This window comes from Gordonia sp. ABKF26 (assembly GCF_041103195.1).
In the GTDB taxonomy this organism is placed as follows: domain Bacteria; phylum Actinomycetota; class Actinomycetes; order Mycobacteriales; family Mycobacteriaceae; genus Gordonia; species Gordonia terrae.
In genome coordinates this window covers 1,825,815-1,844,043 of sequence record NZ_JBGCVZ010000003.1, presented here as the reverse complement: position 1 = coordinate 1,844,043, position 18,229 = coordinate 1,825,815, and the positions used below count along the sequence as shown (strand labels likewise).

Sequence of the window (18,229 nt, the reverse complement as noted above, 5' to 3'; positions counted from 1 at the left end):
GGGCTGCAGGCGATCACGCCGTGCCGAGCAACCTCGCGAAGTTCGCGATCCCCGCGGCCTCGGACGCCTGCTGCCGGCCGTCGGTGACGGCGGACGCGTTCGACGGCTCGCGGCCGCCGGCGGCATCCGCCGACCCCGGACCGCCCCGCGGTGCGAGGAGCGACGCGAGTTCGGCTGCGGCACGGTCGATCCGGTCGTTCAGCGAAGCGGTGTCCCCGCCGGCGCCGGCCCAGTCCGCCGACGCGGCGTAGACACCGGTCGGCAGGACGACGGCCCGCAGGTAGGCGAACAGCGGTCGCAGAGCGTGGTCGAGCACCATCGAATGCCGCGGACTGCCGCCGGTCGCGCCGATCAGCACCGGCTTGCCCGCCATCGCCTCGATGTCGACGAGATCGAAGAACATCTTGAACATGCCGCTGTAGGACGCGTTGAAGACCGGCGTCGCCACGATCAGGGCATCGGCCCCCTCGACCGCGTCGAGCGCCGCCCGCGCCCCGCCCGAGGCGAAGCCGACGGTCATCGCCTGCCCGAGGTCGACGGCGAGGTCACGGAGGTCGACGATCTCGACCTCGGTGCGTCCCTCACCGAGCCGTTCGGCCGCCGCCGCGACCATCCGGTCGATCAGCAGTCGCGTCGACGACGGTTCGGACAGGCCGGCATTCACCGCGACGATGCGCAGCGCTGTCATGACGACACCTCCACACTTTCCTCGGCTGCACTCTCCTGGGCCACTCTGTCCTGGGATTCGCGGCGCGCAGCGACCAGCGAGGAGTGCGTCGGCGCCTCGGGCACGTCCGCGGGCCGCCCTTCGGCGAATCCGGCACGCAGGTCCGGCAGCACCTCACCCAGCAGGTCGAGTTGCTCGAGAACGGTCTTGAGCGGCAGCCCGGCGTGATCGACGAGGAACAGCTGGCGCTGGTAGTCGCCGAAGGTCTCCCGGAAGGTGAGCGTCTTGTCGACGAACTCGGCCGGGCTACCCACCGTCAGCGGCGTCTGCGAGGTGAAGTCCTCGAGCGACGGCCCGTGTCCGTACACCGGCGCGTTGTCGAAGTACGGACGGAACTCGCGCACCGCGTCCTGCGACTTCGGCCGGATGAAGAACTGCCCGCCGAGCCCGACGATGGCCTGATGGGCCTTGCCGTGTCCGTAGTGCTCATACCGTTCGCGATAGAAGTCGATCAGGCGCTGGAAGTGCTCATTGGGCCAGAAGATGTTGTTCGCGAAGAAGCCGTCGCCGTAATAGGCGGCCTGCTCGGCGATCTCGGGGCTGCGGATCGAGCCGTGCCACACGAACGGCGCGACGTCGTCGAGCGGCCGCGGGGTCGAGGTGAACGACGTCAGCGGGGTGCGGAACTGTCCCTCCCAGTCGACCACGTGCTCGGTCCACAGCCGGTGCAGCAGATGGTAGTTCTCGATCGCCAGCGGAATGCCCTGCCTGATGTCCTGACCGAACCAGGGGTACACCGGACCGGTGTTGCCTCGCCCGAGCATCAGGTCGACGCGCCCGTCGGCGAGGTGCTGCAGCATGGCGAAGTCCTCGGCGATCTTCACCGGGTCGTTCGTGGTGATCAGTGTGGTCGCGGTGCTCAGTTGCAGACGTTGCGTCTGCGCCGCGATGTAGGCCAGGGTCGTGGTCGGCGACGACGAGAAGAAGGGCTCGTTGTGGTGCTCACCCAACGCGAACACATCGAGTCCGATGTCCTCGGCCTTCTTCGCGATCTCGACGATCGCCTTGATCCGCTCGTGCTCGGTCGGCGTCGTTCCCGTGGTGGGGTCGACGGTGATGTCGCTGACGCTGAAGAGTCCGAACTGCATGTCGCGCCTCCTTGTCGTGGTTACACAGACCATAACCGGACCGCGGTCCGATTAATTCCGGAGGGTGGTGAGTTAGTGTTGGCTCACTGCGGAGAACGCAACCCAACCGAGGAGAGTCGCATGAAGATCCGGAAGTCCGTCGCTGCCGTCACCCTCGCCGGGGCCGCACTGTTCGTCGCCACCGGCTGTTCGGAGTCCACCGACACCGTCGACGAGGCGACGAGCGCGGTGTCGACCGCCGTCGAGTCCGCCGCCAGCCAGGTCGAGACCGCTGCGAGTGACGCGGTCGACGAGGTCACCGGGCTCAGCAACGACGACGCGACGGAAACCCTCCGCCAGGCCATCGACCCGGCCACCTCATCCGAGGAACTCGACAAGGTCATCGACGTCACGAACCCGGCGACCAAACCGGCCGCGATGGCATTCGCCAAGGGCGCATCCGCCGCGGGCTACACCCCGGATGCCTTCTCGGTGAAGGAGGTCACCGAGGACGGCGACAAGGCCACCGCAACCGTTGCCGTGAAGAGCCCGCATTCGCCGGCACCGGTCGACATCCAGCTCGGCTTCGTCAAGGTCGACGGCGACTGGAAGCTCAGCGGTGACGCCATCCAGCAGCTCATCAGCATGGGCAGCGGTCAGCAAGAGGGCAACTAGACCCACGGCGTACGTCGCCTCCTCGCCTACACTCGGACGGGTGCGGTTCCGACCCGGGGCCGAGCGGCGAGGAGGTGTACGTGCGTACCGATCAACCCACCCATCCGTTCGCTCCGCCGGTGACCCAGCGCCACGCGCGGTGGCCGCTCGTCAATGATCTCGACGACACCGAGCTACCCGCCGCGATCACGCCGGCCGACACCCGGATCGACGCGAGTGCCCCGGTATCCGACTCGCCCACGCCGACCAGAATCGACACCGCGGCGAGACCGGTGCCGCGGTCGGCAACCCGGGTGGAGACCAGACTGCCCGCACGCGAGCACGCTGCACTCCCGCCGGTGGGCGACTTCTGGGACCTGCAGCACGCGGACCGGTCACCCCTGGTCGCGATGTCCACACCGGTCCGTGTGGTCACTCCTTCACCGGCGCCCTATCTCACCCGGCCCGTCGGTGGTCGCCCTGTCGCTCCGGCCGCATCGCTGGCGTTGACCACCGGTTTGATCTCGATTCCGCTGACCCTCGTTCTCGGCCTGGGCGCGATCCTCGGCCTGGTCGCCGTGGTCTCCGGTGTCATCGGCGTCAAACAGGTTCGCCGCGCCCCCGCCGAGCGCAAGGGCACCGGTCGCGCGATCACCGGCATCATGACCGGCGCCGGCAGTATGGTCGTCGGCGGCCCGATCCTGCTGCTCGTCCTCTTTCTCGCCGGACTGTAGCCGACGGGCGCACCGTTCGAGGTTCGTCGCCTCCGCGATCGCACCACCACAGATACGACGAGACCCGCCTTTCGGCGGGTCTCGTCGTGTGTATGCGTGTGCCGGGGCCTAGCTGACCGCGCGGAGCCGCGGCCGGGCCGAGGCCACCTCGCCGCGTTCGCGCCCGAGCCAGGCCTGGATTTCACCGATCACCTGCAGCCGGGCGTCCACCGGGTCGATGTCCACCAGCGACGGCATGCAATGCATCAGGGCGGCGTAGAACGCCGAGGTCGGCGACATCCCGTATTCGGCGAGCACGTTTCCGTAGTCGTCGACGCGATCAGCGAGTTCACCGTAGGTGAGAGCGTCATCGCCCAGCCGAACTGCTGTCAGGTGGGGCGTGATCGCCCCTCGGGTCTGGATGTCATCCAGAAGTAGCTGGTCCATGATTACTGCCTTCCCGCCCGTGGAGCGTCGATCGCTGTGTCCCCGCCTCCCCTGACGTTGGTACCGAGCGATCCTTCAACCCAGTGTGCCCTACATCATTCAAGTAGTAGAACACTGGCTCAACATGTGTGGGATATTCCACAACATTTTCCGTAACTATGCTGCACTTTGATGTTACGGCTGTGACTGTAGTTGCAACAGGGCATCAGTGGTTTGATTCTTTACCTGTTATCCACATGCAACTGTCCCGACATTCGAGCACGTCCGACTTTGGCGATCGCGAGTGTCGACCTCCGAACCGAGGTTCAGGCGTCGCTGCTCTTGTCCGCTTCCATGGCCTCGATGAGGCTCTTGGGCCGGAGATCGGTCCAGTTCTGCTCCACATACTCCAGGCACGCCGCGCGGCTGTCCTCACCGAAGACCTTGGTCCATCCGGCGGGGATGTCCGCGAAGGTCGGCCACAGCGAGTGCTGGTTCTCGTCGTTGACGAGCACGTAGAAGCGGCCGTCCTCGTCATCGAATGGGTTCGTCATGGGTGTCCTTTCTCCGGTGGCGCGGCGACTGTCGTCGCCCGCCTGCTTTGTTGTTGTCGAACGTAGTGGCTCTCGGCCGGGACGTCGGCGAGGTCAGGTCGATGATGTCACGCAAATCCCCTCATTCCGCTCCCTGTCCGGCCGAGCCGTCGACGCGCGACAACTGATCGTCGAGCGTCGGCCCGATCACCGAGAGCGCGTCGGCGTTCGCCATCCCGAGGTGATGGGTGGCGACATCCACGTTGTCGATCGCGCCGGTCACGTACGGACGCCAGGCACCGGCCAACAGCGACGGGTCGTCCTTGTCCTCGGTCGCGGTGAACACGTGCATGTCGCCGGCGAAGACGTCCGGGCGGTAGTCGAGAACCACCTGGGTCGAGGAATCGAAGCTGTCCATGATGCGCTCCACCTGGTCCTCGGCCAGCAGTCCCATGCCGGAGATCTGCTGCCGGATGATCGCGGTGACCTCCTCGGAGGTGGACGCCTGCACGTCGTCGCCGAGATCGAAGAGGTCGCGCCAACCGCCGAGGACGTCGACGACCGTCGACGCATCGGGTTCGATGGTCTCGGCGACGGTCGACCCCGGCGCATCGGCCACGACGATGTCTCCGGGCTCGTCGCCGGCGGGCGACGGGCGGTCGTGACCGGTGATCACCGGCTCGTCCTCCGGACGCGAGTCCATGATCCCCAGGTAGGCGACGCCCTCACCGAGTCCGACGAGGTGGGTGGCCATGGCGTGTGCGATGACACCGCCGACCGACCAGCCGAGCAGGTGGTACGGGCCGTGCGGCTGGACGCGCCGGATCTCCTCGACGTAGCGCCGGGCGAGTTCCCGGGCATCGGTGACGCTCGGTTCGCCGGTCACCACGTGCGGGTCCTGCAGCCCGTAGATCGGCCGGTCCCGCAGATGCGGGGCCAGTCCGCCGTAGAACCAGGCCAGGCCACCGGCCGGGTGCACACAGAACAGCGGGGCCCGCGCCCCCTCGCCGCGAAGGGTGATCACGACGTCGCTGCTCACCGCGTTGCCGTCGGCAAGGCGCCGGGCCAGACCACGCACGGTCGGATCGTTGAACAACCACGCGAGCTCGATGTCGAAGCCGTTGTGGTCGCGGAGTACCGCCTTCACGCGCGTGGCCGACAGCGAGTTGCCGCCCAGATCGAAGAAGCTGTCGGTGGCCCCGACCCGCTCGACGCCGAGGACCTCGGCGTAGGCATCGGCGATCGCCTGCTCGACCGGGGTGCTCGGGGCGACGAACTCGGTGGGCGCCACCTCGGGTGCGGGCAGCGCCGCCCGGTCCAGCTTGCCCACCGGGGTCAGCGGGAACTCGTCGAGCACCGTGATCGACGCGGGCACCATGTGCGCGGGCAACTGGGCGGACAGCAGGCCGCGCAGGGCGTCCACCTGTACGCCGCCACCGACGACATATGCGGCGAGACTCGCGGCGACCGAGCTCGGTGTCCCCGACGAACCGACACCGACGACGACCGCGGATCGCACCTCGGGCGCCGAGCGCAGCGCCGCCTCGATCTCCCCCAGCTCGATGCGGAGGCCGCGGAGCTTCACCTGGTCGTCGCTCCGACCGGAGTACTCGAGGGTGAGACCTCCCGAGCGCGACTCCCGCCACCGCACGACGTCACCGGTCCGGTACATCCGGCGTCCGGCGCCCGCATACGGACTGGCGACGAACCGCGCGGCGGTCAGGCCCGGCTTGTCGAGGTAGCCACGAGAGAGGGCGGGTCCGAGGACGTAGAGCTCGCCGGCCACGCCGACCGGGACGGGCCGCAGGTGCGCGTCGAGCACCAGGAACTCGACGCCGGGCAGCGGACCGCCGAGGCGGACCGGCTCGCCGGGCGTCGCCGCCTCACCGACCGCGATCATGATCGTCGTCTCGGTCGGGCCGTAACCGTTGTGGATGCGGGTGTGCGGTGCCCAGGCGTCCATCACCGACTGCGGCACCGCTTCGCCGCCCACGGACACCGCCTGCAGGCTGGGCAAGGCGGTCGGGTCGAGCGTCGACAGCACCGACGGCGTGAGGAAGGTCGTGGCGACCTCGTGTCGCTGCATGAACTCCTGCAGCTCCGTGCCACCCACCGCGGTCGACGGCCGGTAGGCGAGCGTCCCGCCGTTGACCGTCGCGAGGAGGTATTCGAGCACCGAGGCGTCGAAGCTCGGGGACGCGAATCCCAGGACAACCGCGCCGTCCTCGACCCCGAGCGCCCGCGACTTCGCGATGGCGAAGTTCCGTAGACCCGAATGTGACACCGCGACGCCCTTGGGGCGACCGGTCGAGCCCGAGGTGTAGATGACATAGGCGACGTTGTCGGTCCGAACCGGTCCGGCCTGCTCCCCCGGCTCCACGGCGGCCTCGGAGGTGGCGTCGAGTTCGGCGACCACCGACGTGTCGTCGAGGCGAAGCCACTCGAAACCCTCGTCCGGCAACGCTCCGACGGCGGTGACCGACAGACCCAGCCGGGCGCCCGCGTCCTCGACCATCGTCGCCACGCGTTCGGCGGGATAGTCCGGATCGATGGGGACGTACCCGCCGCCGGTCTTCGCCACCGCCCAGATCGCGACCAGGAGATCGACGGACCGCGGAATCGCCAGTGCCACCAGCGTTTCCGGGCCGACGCCGCGGCCGATCAGCCACCGGGCCAGGCGGTTGGACCGGGCATGCAGCGCCGAGTACGACAGCGTCGCCCCGGAGGCGTCGACCACCGCGGTCCGACGCCGATAGCGCGTGCCGGCCTCGGCGAACAGGTCGCCGAGCAACACGGGTTCGGCGGCCTCGCCACCGCGCACCGGCACCAGGGACTCGGCCTCACCCGCCAGCAGGATGGGCGCGGCGGCGACCGGAGCGCCCGGGGTCGCAGTGAGCGCGTCCAGCAGGTTGACGAACCGCGCCGTGAACCCGGCGGCGGTGGATTCGGTGAACAGATCGGTGGCGTATTGCAGTGCCGCCGTCCAGGTCTCGCCCGCTCCGGCCTTCCCGACCGAGAACAGCAGGTCCACCTTGGCCGGCACCTCCCCCGCGTCGAGCGGGGTGACCGCGATGTCGCCGAGATCGGCTGACAGCGACTGTCCGGCGAGCTCGGGCACCACGCTCTGGTCCAGGGTCAACCACACCTGGGTGAGCGGCGCGAACGACTCGGAGCGAACCGGATTGAGCCGATCGACGAGGGTCTCGAACGGCAGGTCCGCATGCGCGAAGGCGTCGAGGTCGACACGGCGGACGCGATCGAGCACGTCGGCGAAGGTGTCGGCTCCCGCGTGCGCGGTCCGCAGCACGAGCGTGTTCACGAACATCCCGACGAGCGGATCGAGCACGGCGGCGCCCCGACCGGCGATCGGCGTACCGACCGCCACGTCATCGGTGCCCGACAGATCGGCGAGCAGGACCGCCAGCGCCGCGTGCAACACCATGAACGGGGTGGCCCCGAACTCGTCGGCGACGGTGTCGATCCGCGCGGTGACGTCCGCCGGGATCGTGAAGGACACGCGCGCACCGCGCTGCGACGCGACCGCCGGACGCGGGCGGTCGGTCGGCAGCTCGAGCAGATCCGGCATGCCGGCCAGGTGTGCGGTCCAGTAATCCAGCTGGGCGCCCATCGCCGACGTCGCGTCGTCGACATCGCCGAGGGCACGTCGCTGCCAGATGGCGTAGTCGGCGTACTGGACGGGCAACGGCTCGAATCGCGGCTGCTCCCCGGCCGTCCGCGCGAGATAAGCGGTGGTGAGGTCGGTGACGAGCGGGCCGAGGGATTCACCGTCGGAGGCCACGTGGTGCAGCACCACAGCCAGAACGTATTCCGTTGTGCCGGACGAGGTCTCGATCTCGAGCAGCCTGGTCCGCACCGGCCAGTCGGCAGTGAGGTCGAAGCCGGCGGTGACCGCGGACCCGACGACCGCTCCTGGATCACGACCGTCGGCCGCCGGCACGAACTCGTGGTCGAGCCGGGTCGCGATGTCGGACACCGGGGCGATCACCTGGACCGGCATACCGCCGACCTCGGGGTAGGTGGTGCGGAGGATCTCGTGCCGCGCGACGACGTCGGCGATGGCGGCGCCGAGCGCCTCGGGATCGAGTGCACCGGTCAGGCGCACCACGGCCGGGATGTTGTAGGCCGCCAACGTCGGATCGAACCGGTTGATGAACCACATCCGCTGCTGGGCGTACGACAGCGGAATCCGGTCGGGCCGCGGTGTCGCCGCGGCGATCGGCGGGAGTCCGCCGGTCCGGTCGGCGAGGCGTTCGGCCAGCAGGCGCGGCGTCGGAGCCTCGAAGACGTCACGAACCGTGACGTCGGCACCGAGGGCGTCACCGAGACGGGCTGCCGCCCTCATCGCCGACAGCGAGTTGCCGCCGATGTCGAAGAAGTTGGTGGTGGCGCCGACGTTCTCCGCAGACATCGACAACAGTTCGGCGAAGACCGCCGCGGCGGCCGTCTCTCGTGCGCCCGCGACCGGCACGATCGCGGCCGCGTCGACGGTCGGCGCGGGCAACTGCTGCCGCACGATCTTGCCCGCGCTGCTGAGCGGCATCTCCTCCAGCAGCATCCACATACCGGGACGCATGAACTCCGGAAGGGACTGCGCCACGGCGTGTTTGACCGCGTCGAGGTCCACCGACGACGGGGTCAGGTAGGCCACGAGCTGCTGACCGGCCGGGGTCTCGACGACCGCCGCCGCGGCGTACACGACCCCCGGCGCCGACATGAGGGCCGACTCGATCTCGCCGAGCTCGATCCGCTGGCCACGCAGCTTCACCTGGAAGTCGGTGCGGCCCTGGTACTCCAGCTCACCGTCGGCTCGCCAGCGGACCAGGTCACCGGTCCGATACAGGCGGGATCCCGGTGCGCCGTAGGGGTTCGGCACGAACCGTTCGGCGGTGAGGGCGGGCCGCGAGGTGTATCCGCGCGCCAGCTGGACACCACCGAGGTACAGCTCGCCGGTGAATCCCGGTGCCACCGGCCGCAACCGATGGTCGAGCACCAGCGCGGTGGTGTTCGCGACGGGTCGCCCGATGGCGACCGAGTCACCCGAGACCCGGGCGACGGTCGCGTAGATCGTCGCCTCGGTCGGTCCGTACTGGTTGCTGACGGGGGCGTGTGGGATGAGCTCCCGGACGGTCTCGGCAACGCTCTGCGGGAGGGCTTCGCCACCGGTGTGCAGGTGACGCAACCGGGTGAGCCCCCGCAGTTGCTCGGGTTCCGCGACCTCGGTGAGCACGGCGAGCATCGAGGGCACCAGCGTCGCCGAGGTGACGCCGAAGTCGGCGAGGTGACGCAGTACCGCGACGGGATCACGATGCGCACCCGGCTCCATGACCACGAGGCGGCCACCCGACAGCGGCGGACGCAGGATCTCACCGACGGAGGGGTCGAAGGTCAGTTCCAGCACCTGTAGGAACACGTCGTCGGGACCGAATTCGTAGGCGCCGCGGTCGTAGTCGAGATGCGCGCGCAGTGTCTGGTGACTGACCGTGACGCCCTTCGGACGACCCGTCGAACCGGACGTGAAGATGGTGTAGGCCGGATTCGCGCCGTCGACCGCCGACACGCGTTCGGCAGGACCGAAAAGCGGTACCGCCGCGTCCGAGTCGTCGTCGACGGTCACGACGGTCACCTCGGGGTCGAGCGCCTCGATTCCCGCCGGGGACGGCCCCGGGCCGATCAGTACGGCCGCGACCCCGGCGGTGCGCGCCAGGTAGTCGATGCGGTCGGCCGGGGCGGCGGGGTCCATCGGCACGAACTGCCCACCGGCAGCGAGGATCGCGTGGACCGCGACGATCATCTCCGTCGACCGCGGGATGCACACGCCCACCGCGACTTCCGGCCCGACACCCAGACCGACCAGCCGTCGGGCGAGGACACTCACCCGGTTGCCCAGTTCGGCGTAGGTCGCCTCCCCGAACCGACCCTGCACCGCGATCGCGTCCGGAGACGCAGCGATCCGCTCGAGGAGCAGATCGGCGACGTGGGTGCCGGCGGGCGTGAGGTCCGGGCCGGCCGACCACGTGTCGAGGCGGGCCTCGTCCACGGTCGACATCGGCGGGATGTCGGCGATGGGAGTCTGCGCGTCGTCGGCGATCGTCTGCAGGATCCGCACGAGCGACCGCGCGAAGACGGCGACCTCGTCGTCGGTGAAGGCGTCGGGGAGGTAGGTCAACCGGACCGCGATGCCCGACGCGGTCGGCGAGGTCGCCAGGTTGAGGGGATAGTGCGTGGCGTCGGAGACCTCGACGTCGCGGATCGACAGCCCCACCGCGGCACTCGCGGCGCCGCCGGCCAGCGAATCGTTGTCCACGGGATAGGACTCGTGCACGGTCAGCGTGTCAAACAGTTGCGAATGACCGACAGCGGTGAGGATCTCGGGCAGGCCGATGTGCTGGTGATCGAGGACGGCGGTCTTGTCCGACTGCAACCGGCCGAGGACCTCGGCGATCGTGGCGTCCGGATCGACGTCGACGACGGCGGGCAGGGTGTTGATGAACAGGCCGACCATCGACTCGACCCCGTCGAGTCCGGCGGGCCGCCCGGAGACGGTCTCACCGAAGGTGACCACTCGGTTGTCGGTGAGACGGGACAGCAGGACCGCCCACGCGAGCTGGAGCGTCGTGGCCATGGTCGAGCCCGACTGTCGTGCCGTGCGCTCGAGCGCCGCGACGAGGTCGGGTTCGAGGACCCAGCGGTGTTCGCGAGGCAGATGTTCTGCCGCGGTGCGATTCTCGCCGTCCTCGACGGACGTGCCGGTGAGGCCGGGGGCGACCAGTGTGGGTTCGGTGACCAGTCCGAGGACCCGTGCCCACGCGGCGAGACCGGCGTCGAGGTCGGTGTCGGCGATGCGGGCGAGGTAATCGGCGAAGTCGGTGCGCTCACCCGTCCCCTGTCCGGTGAACGGGGACCCGGTCGCGTAGAGCGCGAGCAGGTCGGCCAGCACGAGCGGACCGGACCAACCGTCGAACAGGATGTGGTGGTTGGTGATGACCACACTCGTCCCCTGCGCGTGCCGAACCACCACCGCACGCAGCAGCGGCGGGTCGGCGAGGTCGAACGGTTCGGTGCGCTCGGCCGCCGACACCTCGTCGACGGCAGCCCGGAGATCGTCGTCACCGGCTGCCGGCACGTCGATCACGCGCCAGCGCAACGGCACCGTCTCGGGCACGACGGTGACCACATGTCCACTGGGCACCCGTACGAAGCCGGACTTCAGCGTGCGGTGGTGATCGAGCAGAGCGACCACGGCGGTGCGCAATCGGTCCAGGTCGACATCGCCGTCGAGATGCAGGACCGCTTGGGTCACATATACGTCGAGCTGGTCGGTACCGGCGAGCTGCGACTGGAAGTACAGTCCGCGCTGCAGCGGCGACAGTGCCCAGACCTGGGCGCCGGGGAACCGCTGCGCCACCGTGTCGAGATCGTGCTGGGTGACGTCGGCACCCGGGACGTCCGCGGGCGACCGGCCGACGTCGACGCCGTCGGCGACGAGGCGGACCACGTCGGTGAGTTCCGCTGTCCACCGCCGTGCGATGTCACGGACATCCTCCGGCGACAGGATCGCCGCGGGGAACTGCAGGTCGGCCGACAGCACGCGGCCGTCCGGGGACGCGCCGGTACTCGCGTTGACCGTCAGCACACTCATCGCCGCCACCCCGTCGGACACGGCAGCGGGCAGGAACGGCGCGTCGGGTGCGGGCAGGAACGCGGCGCCGGCGAGCGCCGCTACACCGGACGTCGGGGTGTCGACCTCGCCGGGCGCCGTCGGCGCCTCGCTGCGTCCGGTCGCGCCGCGGGTGCCGAGATAGTTGAACGCGATCGTGGGCAGCGGACGGGACCGCAGTTGTGCGACCGGGTCGGTGGGGTCGCCGACAGCTGCGGCATAGCGCAGCAGGCCGAACCCGATCCCCGAGTCGGGCATGCCGAGACGCTCTTCCTTGGCCGCCTTGATCGCGTGGACGACGTCGTCGGCCGGATCGATGGCGAGCGGGGCGATCGAGGTGAACCAGCCGACCGTGCGCGACAGGTCCGCGCGACGCGGCTCCGGGCCGGCGAGCAGCACGTCCTCGTAACGGCCGTGTCCCTCGGTGAGCACGGTGACCGGTGCGGCGTCGGCGATGTCGCGATCGCGCTGCCAGGACCGCACCGCCCGCGCGAGGGTGCCGAGCAGGACATCGACGACGGACGCCGAGAACGCTTCGGGCACAGTCGTCGTCAGCGGATCCACGATGGCCGGCTCGACGCGGTGGACGATCGAGGTCAGCGTGCCGTACCGGTCGCGGTCGGGGTCGAGCGGCGCGCCGAAGTCGGTCGGTTCGGCCGGCGCGCGGTCGAGCCAGTACCCGGCCTCGGTCCGACGTGCGTCGACCTGCGCGGTGAGAGCGCCCTGCCACGCACGCTGCGAGGTCTCCTCGGCCCGGACCGCCACGGGCTGTCCGGCGGTCAGCTGGGCGTGGACGGTGAGGAGGTCCTCGATCAGGATCGGCCACGACACCGCGTCGACGCCGAGGTGGTGGATCACCAGCACGATCCGAGCGGGTGCACCGGGCTCCGCGGGCGCGGACTCCCGGGTCGCGGCGCCGCTGACGATCGTCGCGGCGACCAGTCGCCCGGCGGCCGGGTCGAGGCGACCCGCGGCCTGGGCATGCGCGTCGACCAGCGCGTCGGCGAAGCCTGGCTCGCCGACGGCCGTGTCGGTCGAGAGCGCGACGATCGAGGCATCGGCGTCGAACGGCGTTCCGGCAGTGAGGGTCCAGGTGTCCCCGGTCTGGGTGTCCCCGGTCTGGGTGTCCCCGGTCTGGGTGTCCCCGGTCTGGGCGCCACCGGCGGGCTCCAGGCGCGCGCCGAGCATCGGATGCGCGTCGACGAGCGCCCCGAGCACGTCGCCGAGGTGGCCGACGGTGAGGCCGGCCGGCGCGGTCAGCACCATCGACTGGTTGAAGTCCGCGAGGTCGGCCGGTGTCGGCGCGGCATCGACGAGCCAGGACACGATCGGCGGGAGGTCGACCCGTCCGTCGGGATCGCCGGTGGGTTCGGCGAGCATCGGGGCGCGGTCCCCGCCCGCCGAAGCGACCCGCGCCATCGCGCGGATGGTCTTCTGTTCGAAGATCTCTCGGGGTGACAGGGGCAACCCGGCCGCCTTTGCGGCGGAGGCGAGCTGGATCGACATGATCGAATCGCCGCCGAGCGCGAAGAAGGACTCGGTCACCGAGACGGTCTCGAGACCCAGCAGCCCCGCGACGATCGCGACGAGGGTCTCTTCGGCGGTCGTCGCCGGTGCGACGTATCCGTCGGCGGGAGTGGTGAACTCGGGGGTGGGCAGCGCGCGCCGGTCGAGCTTGCCACCCGGCGTCACGGGCAGTTCGTCGAGCACCATCGCCGAGTGCGGGATCATGTGTCCGGCAAGGCGGTCGGCCGCCCCGGCGAGAACCGCGTCGGCATCGAGGCGCCGGTCGCCGGTGGTGTCGTCGGCCACGAGGTAGGCGACGAGCCGGGTGCGCCCGTGGTCGTCGTCGACGCCGGTCACGACGACCGAGCCGACGCCCGGCTGATCGCCGAGCACGGACTCGATCTCGCCGAGTTCGACGCGCTGGCCGTTGATCTTCACCTGGTGGTCGGCGCGCCCGGCGAACTCGATCTCACCGGTCGCGGTGATCCGCACCAGATCACCGGTGGCGTACATGCGCCGGCCCGGTTCGCGGGCGAAGGGATCGGCCACGAAAGACGAGGCGGTGAGGCCGGGCCGGCCGAGGTAACCCCGGGCCAGCGAGTCACCGGTGGACAGGTAGAGCTCACCCACCACGCCCTGCGGGACCGGATGCAGACGGCCGTCGAGCACGTGGGCGGTGAAGCCGCGGACCGCGCGACCGATGGTCACCGGCACCCCGGGCTCGGATCGTCCGGTGGTCGCCCAGACGGTGGCCTCCGACGGCCCGTAGAAGTTGTACATCCGGCGCCCGGATTCCGGTGTGGCCCAGCGCGCTATCAGCTCGGGCGGGCACGCCTCGCCGCCGGTGACGAGGTTCCGGACGGTGCGGCCCCGCCGTGGGTCGACGGTCGCCAGCACCGTGGGGGTGATGAGGGTGTCGGTGACCCGGTCGCGTTCGAGGATGCGCCCGAGCGCGTCGCCGGCGTACTCGGCGGCCGGCGCGACGACGAGGGTGTGCCCGACCGCGATCGACCACATCATCTCCAGCACCGAGGCGTCGAAGCTCGGTGAGGCGACATGCAGGACACGGGTGTCGGGGGCCTGTGCCGGTGTGCCGGTGACCTCGGTCAGCGCGGCGACGAAGTTCGCGATGCCGCGATGCGGGACCCCGACGGCCTTGGGGCGTCCGGTGGAGCCGGAGGTGTAGACGAGGTAGGCCAGGTCGTCGAGCCGGACCGGTCGGCGACGTTCGGCGTCGGTGACCGGCCCGCCGGCGACGGCCTGGTCGTCGAGCGAACCGAGTTCGAGCCAGTCACAGGATGATTCGCCGAGCCGGGCCCGCGTCGAGGCGTCGGTGATGCCGAGCCGGACACCGGAGTCGGCCACCATGAAGTCGATGCGATCACTCGGATAGGCGGGGTCGATCGGCACATACGCGGCGCCTGCCTTGATGACACCGAACACCGCAACCACCGACCCGATGGACCGCTCGAGGCCGACGGCCACCACGTCGCCGGGGCCGACTCCACGCGAGATCAGCCGGCGCGCAAGGCGATCGGTGCGGTCCTCGAACTCCGCGTAGGAGATCTCGGCCCCGTCGTGGATCAGGGCCGGACGGTGTGGATCGAGGTCGCGTCGCGTGAGGAGCTCGGTGAGGGTCACCGGTTCGGTCACCCCGCCGTCGGCAGCGGGTGTGACCTCGCCGACGGAGTTGCGGCTCGGAGCGCTCAGAGTCGCGGCGTCGATGCCGACGATGTCGATGTCGCCGACGGGCACCGCGGGGTCGGTGGCCATCGCGGCGATCACCTGGAGCCACACCTCGGCGACGCGGCGGATGGTCGCGGCGTCGAACAACGAGGTGGCATAGAGGAAATCGGCCCGCATCGGCGACGACCCGGTGCGTTCGGACACCGAGACCGTGAGGTCGAACTTGGCGGTCGGCGTGGCGACTCCGAGCGGTTCGGCACTCAGGTCCGAGAACTCCACCCGGTCGATCTCCTCCGGGCGGCCGCCCGCGGCGGCCAGGGTGTACGCGATCTGCACCAGCGGCGGGTACGAAGTCGACCGCTCCGGCGCGAGTTCCTCGATCAGGTCGTCGAATTGGACGTCCGCGTGCGCGAAGGCGTCCAGGTCGGTGGCGCGGATCGTGGCGATGAGGTCATCCATCGTCGATGCCGGGTCGACGGCCGTGCGCAGCACCAGCGTGTTGACGAACATGCCGACGAGGTCGTGGAGGGCGGCGTCGGGGCGGCCGGCGATCGGTGTGCCGATCACGACGTCCCGGGTGGCGGCGAGCCGGGCGACGGTGACGGCGAGCGCGGCGTGCAGCACCATGAAGAGCGTGACGTCGCGGTTGCGTGCGAGGTCGTCCAGGGCGGTGACGAGTGCGTCGTCCACGGTCACCGATTCGACCGCCGCCGCGGTGTCGAGGACGGCCGGTCGCGGCCGGTCCATCGGCAGGTCGGTCACCGCGGGGAGATCCGCGAGGACCGCGCGCCAGTGGTCGAGCTGGCGGCCCATCGGCGTGCCCGGATCGTCGGCGGCGCCGAGGTATTCGCGCTGCCAGAGGGCGAAGTCCGCGTACTGGACCGCAGGCGCGGCGACCGGGGGCGCGGCGTTCGTCCGACTCAGGTAGGAGCCGAGCAGATCGCGCACGAACACCGGGGTCGACTCACCGTCGAAGGCGATGTGATGCACGGTGAGCACCACGTCGACCGTGTCGTCCCCGCGACGCAGGACCCGGCCGCGCAGCGGGAATTCGCTCGCGACGTCGAATCCGGTTGTCGCCGAGACGAACAGCTCCTCGTCGGTCTCCACGGCCCGCCAGTCGAGGCGGGCACGGGCCGAGTCGGGATCGGTGACGAGCTGGAGCGGCCCCTGCTCGTCGCTGGGATAGGTGGTCCGCAGGATCTCGTGGTTGGCGACCACATCACCGACCGCGGCCTCCAGCGCGTCGAGGTCGAGAGCTCCGGTGAGGCGCAGCGCCATCGGGATGTTGTAGGCCGCCGAGGCAGTGTCGAACTGGTTGATGAACCACATGCGACTCTGCGCCGTCGACAACGGCAATCGCTCGGGTCGCGGCATCGCGGTGACGCGCGGGACGCTCCGACCGCGTCCGGCCACCAGGCCGGCCAGGGCCCGCACCGACGGCGCGTCGAACAGGTCACCCACCGACACGTCGACGTCGAGCAGGTCGGCCACCCGCGCCGCCACCCGCGCCGCGGACAGCGAGTTGCCGCCGAGGTCGAAGAACGACTGCGTCACGCTGACGCGATCGGTGCCCAGCACATCGGCGACGATGGCCGCGATCGAGGTCTCGGCGTCGGACTCGGGGGCGGCGAACTCCTCGACGGTCACTTCGGGGACCGGCAGCTTACGCCGGGCGACCTTGCCCGCACTGTTCAGCGGCAGTTGCTCGAGCGTCATCCACACCGTGGGTCGCATGTAGGCCGGGAGCGCCTGCGCGACAACCGATTTGACCGCGTCCACGTCGACGGACGCGGGCGCGAGGTAGGCGACGAGGTGGGCTTGTCCGGACACCTTCGCCACGGTGGCGGCCGCGTGCAGCACACCCGGCGCCGACATCAGGACGGACTCGACCTCGCCCAGCTCGAGTCGCTGGCCGCGGAGCTTCACCTGGAAGTCCGTGCGGCCCAGGTACTCCAGTTGACCGCGCGCATTCCATCGCACGAGGTCGCCGGTCCGGTACAGACGCTCGCCGGGGTCGCCGAAACCCTCGGTGCCGGCGGTGGAGTCGCCGGCGGTGGAGTCACTGTCCGGGGCATCGCCGCGTGCGGGAGCCGCGAAGGGGCTGGCGACGAAGCGTTCGGCGGTCAGGGCGGGCTGCGACGCGTACCCACGGGCGAGTTGCACGCCCCCGAGGTACAGCTCACCGGGCACGCCCGAGGGCACGAGCTGTAGTCGCGAGTCGAGGACGAAGGTGGTGGTGCTCGGGACCGGGACGCCGATCGGCACCGACGTCTCCCCTGCCCGCACCTGATGGGCGGTCACGTCCACCGCTGCCTCGGTCGGGCCGTACAGGTTGTGAAGCTCGTTGTGCGGCAACGCCGTCACCAGCGCCTGCGCCACCGGAGCGGTCAGCGCCTCGCCGGAGGTGAACGTCAACCGCAGGGACGACAGGTCGCCCACCCGATCGCCGAGGACGTCGAGGAACACCGACAGCATCGACGGCACGAAGTGGATGACCGACACCTTCTCGGCCGTGATCAGCTCGGCCAGATACCGCGGATCACCGTGTCGATCGGGTTCGGCCACCACCAGCGTCGCCCCCACCGCGAACGGCAGGAACAGCTCCCACACGGACACGTCGAACGTCACCGGCGTCTTCTGGACGAAGACATCCGAGTCCTTGATCGAATACCAGTCCCGCATCCACTCCAGGCGGTTCACGATCGCCGCATGCGACACCGTGACGCCCTTCGGCCGACCCGTCGACCCCGAGGTGAACAGCGTGTAGGCCGCGTCCGCGGGCGCCAGCGGCGCCCGGCGTTCGTCGTCGGTGACCGGTGCGGTGGCGAGGTCGACCTCGGTGGTCGTGTCGACCACGACCGCGGTGACGTCCACCGGCAGCTCGACGGCCGAGCCGGCGGCGACGAGGGCCAGCCGGGCGTCCGCGGTGTCGAGCATGTACCGGGTGCGGTCGGACGGCGCGTCGATGTCGAGCGGGACGTAGTGACCGCCCGCGGCGACGATGCCGTGGATGGCGACGAGGAGCTCGACCGAACGGGGAATGGCGACCGCCACGGCGACGTCGGGTCCGACACCGAGGGAGATCAGATGACGAGCCAGTGAGTCGACCCGCGCCCCGAACTCGGCGTAGCTGACGCGACGCGGACCGAACACGATGGCCGGTACGTCGGACCTCGTCGCCACATGCACCACATCGGTCACCGTTGGGCCTCCATCTCGCCTCGTCGTCTGCCGTC

At 70.2% G+C, this 18,229-nt stretch carries 7 protein-coding genes; 2 read left to right on the top strand and 5 right to left on the bottom strand.

Translation table 11 applies throughout. The features are described 5' to 3' along the window. Positions 1–13 precede the first annotated feature (13 nt). Together AB4Z55_RS08640 and AB4Z55_RS08635 are read right to left on the bottom strand one after the other, a co-directional pair. Positions 14–688, bottom strand: a complete 675-nt coding sequence (locus tag AB4Z55_RS08640; protein ID WP_369519554.1) for a CE1759 family FMN reductase — start codon at positions 686–688, stop codon at positions 14–16. Then, positions 685–1,815, bottom strand: a complete 1,131-nt coding sequence (locus AB4Z55_RS08635; protein ID WP_101821599.1) for an LLM class flavin-dependent oxidoreductase — start codon at positions 1,813–1,815, stop codon at positions 685–687. The genes AB4Z55_RS08640 and AB4Z55_RS08635 overlap by 4 nt, the downstream gene beginning before the upstream one ends. Positions 1,816–1,935: 120 nt before the next feature. Between AB4Z55_RS08635 and AB4Z55_RS08630 the strand changes: the two genes are divergently transcribed. After that, complete coding sequence (locus tag AB4Z55_RS08630) at positions 1,936–2,469, top strand: DUF4878 domain-containing protein (protein ID WP_369519553.1); 534 nt, start codon at positions 1,936–1,938, stop codon at positions 2,467–2,469. Positions 2,470–2,549: 80 nt separating this feature from the next. Continuing rightward, complete coding sequence (locus tag AB4Z55_RS08625; protein ID WP_239399575.1) at positions 2,550–3,182, top strand: DUF4190 domain-containing protein; 633 nt, start codon at positions 2,550–2,552, stop codon at positions 3,180–3,182. Positions 3,183–3,290: 108 nt separating this feature from the next. Here the strand turns inward: AB4Z55_RS08625 and AB4Z55_RS08620 are convergent, their stop codons facing one another. From AB4Z55_RS08620 to AB4Z55_RS08610, 3 genes are all read right to left on the bottom strand, one after another. Then, positions 3,291–3,608: a hypothetical protein gene (locus AB4Z55_RS08620; RefSeq protein ID WP_004020534.1), complete on the bottom strand. Its 318-nt coding sequence runs from the start codon at positions 3,606–3,608 to the stop codon at positions 3,291–3,293. A gap of 305 nt (positions 3,609–3,913) precedes the next feature. Next, positions 3,914–4,141, bottom strand: coding sequence for an MbtH family protein (locus tag AB4Z55_RS08615; RefSeq protein ID WP_004020535.1), 228 nt, complete (start codon positions 4,139–4,141; stop codon positions 3,914–3,916). Positions 4,142–4,262: 121 nt separating this feature from the next. Further along, the gene (locus tag AB4Z55_RS08610; protein ID WP_369519552.1) at positions 4,263–18,194 is read right to left on the bottom strand and encodes an amino acid adenylation domain-containing protein; all 13,932 of its coding nucleotides are present in this window, start codon (positions 18,192–18,194) and stop codon (positions 4,263–4,265) included. Between the last annotated feature and the right edge of the window lie 35 nt (positions 18,195–18,229).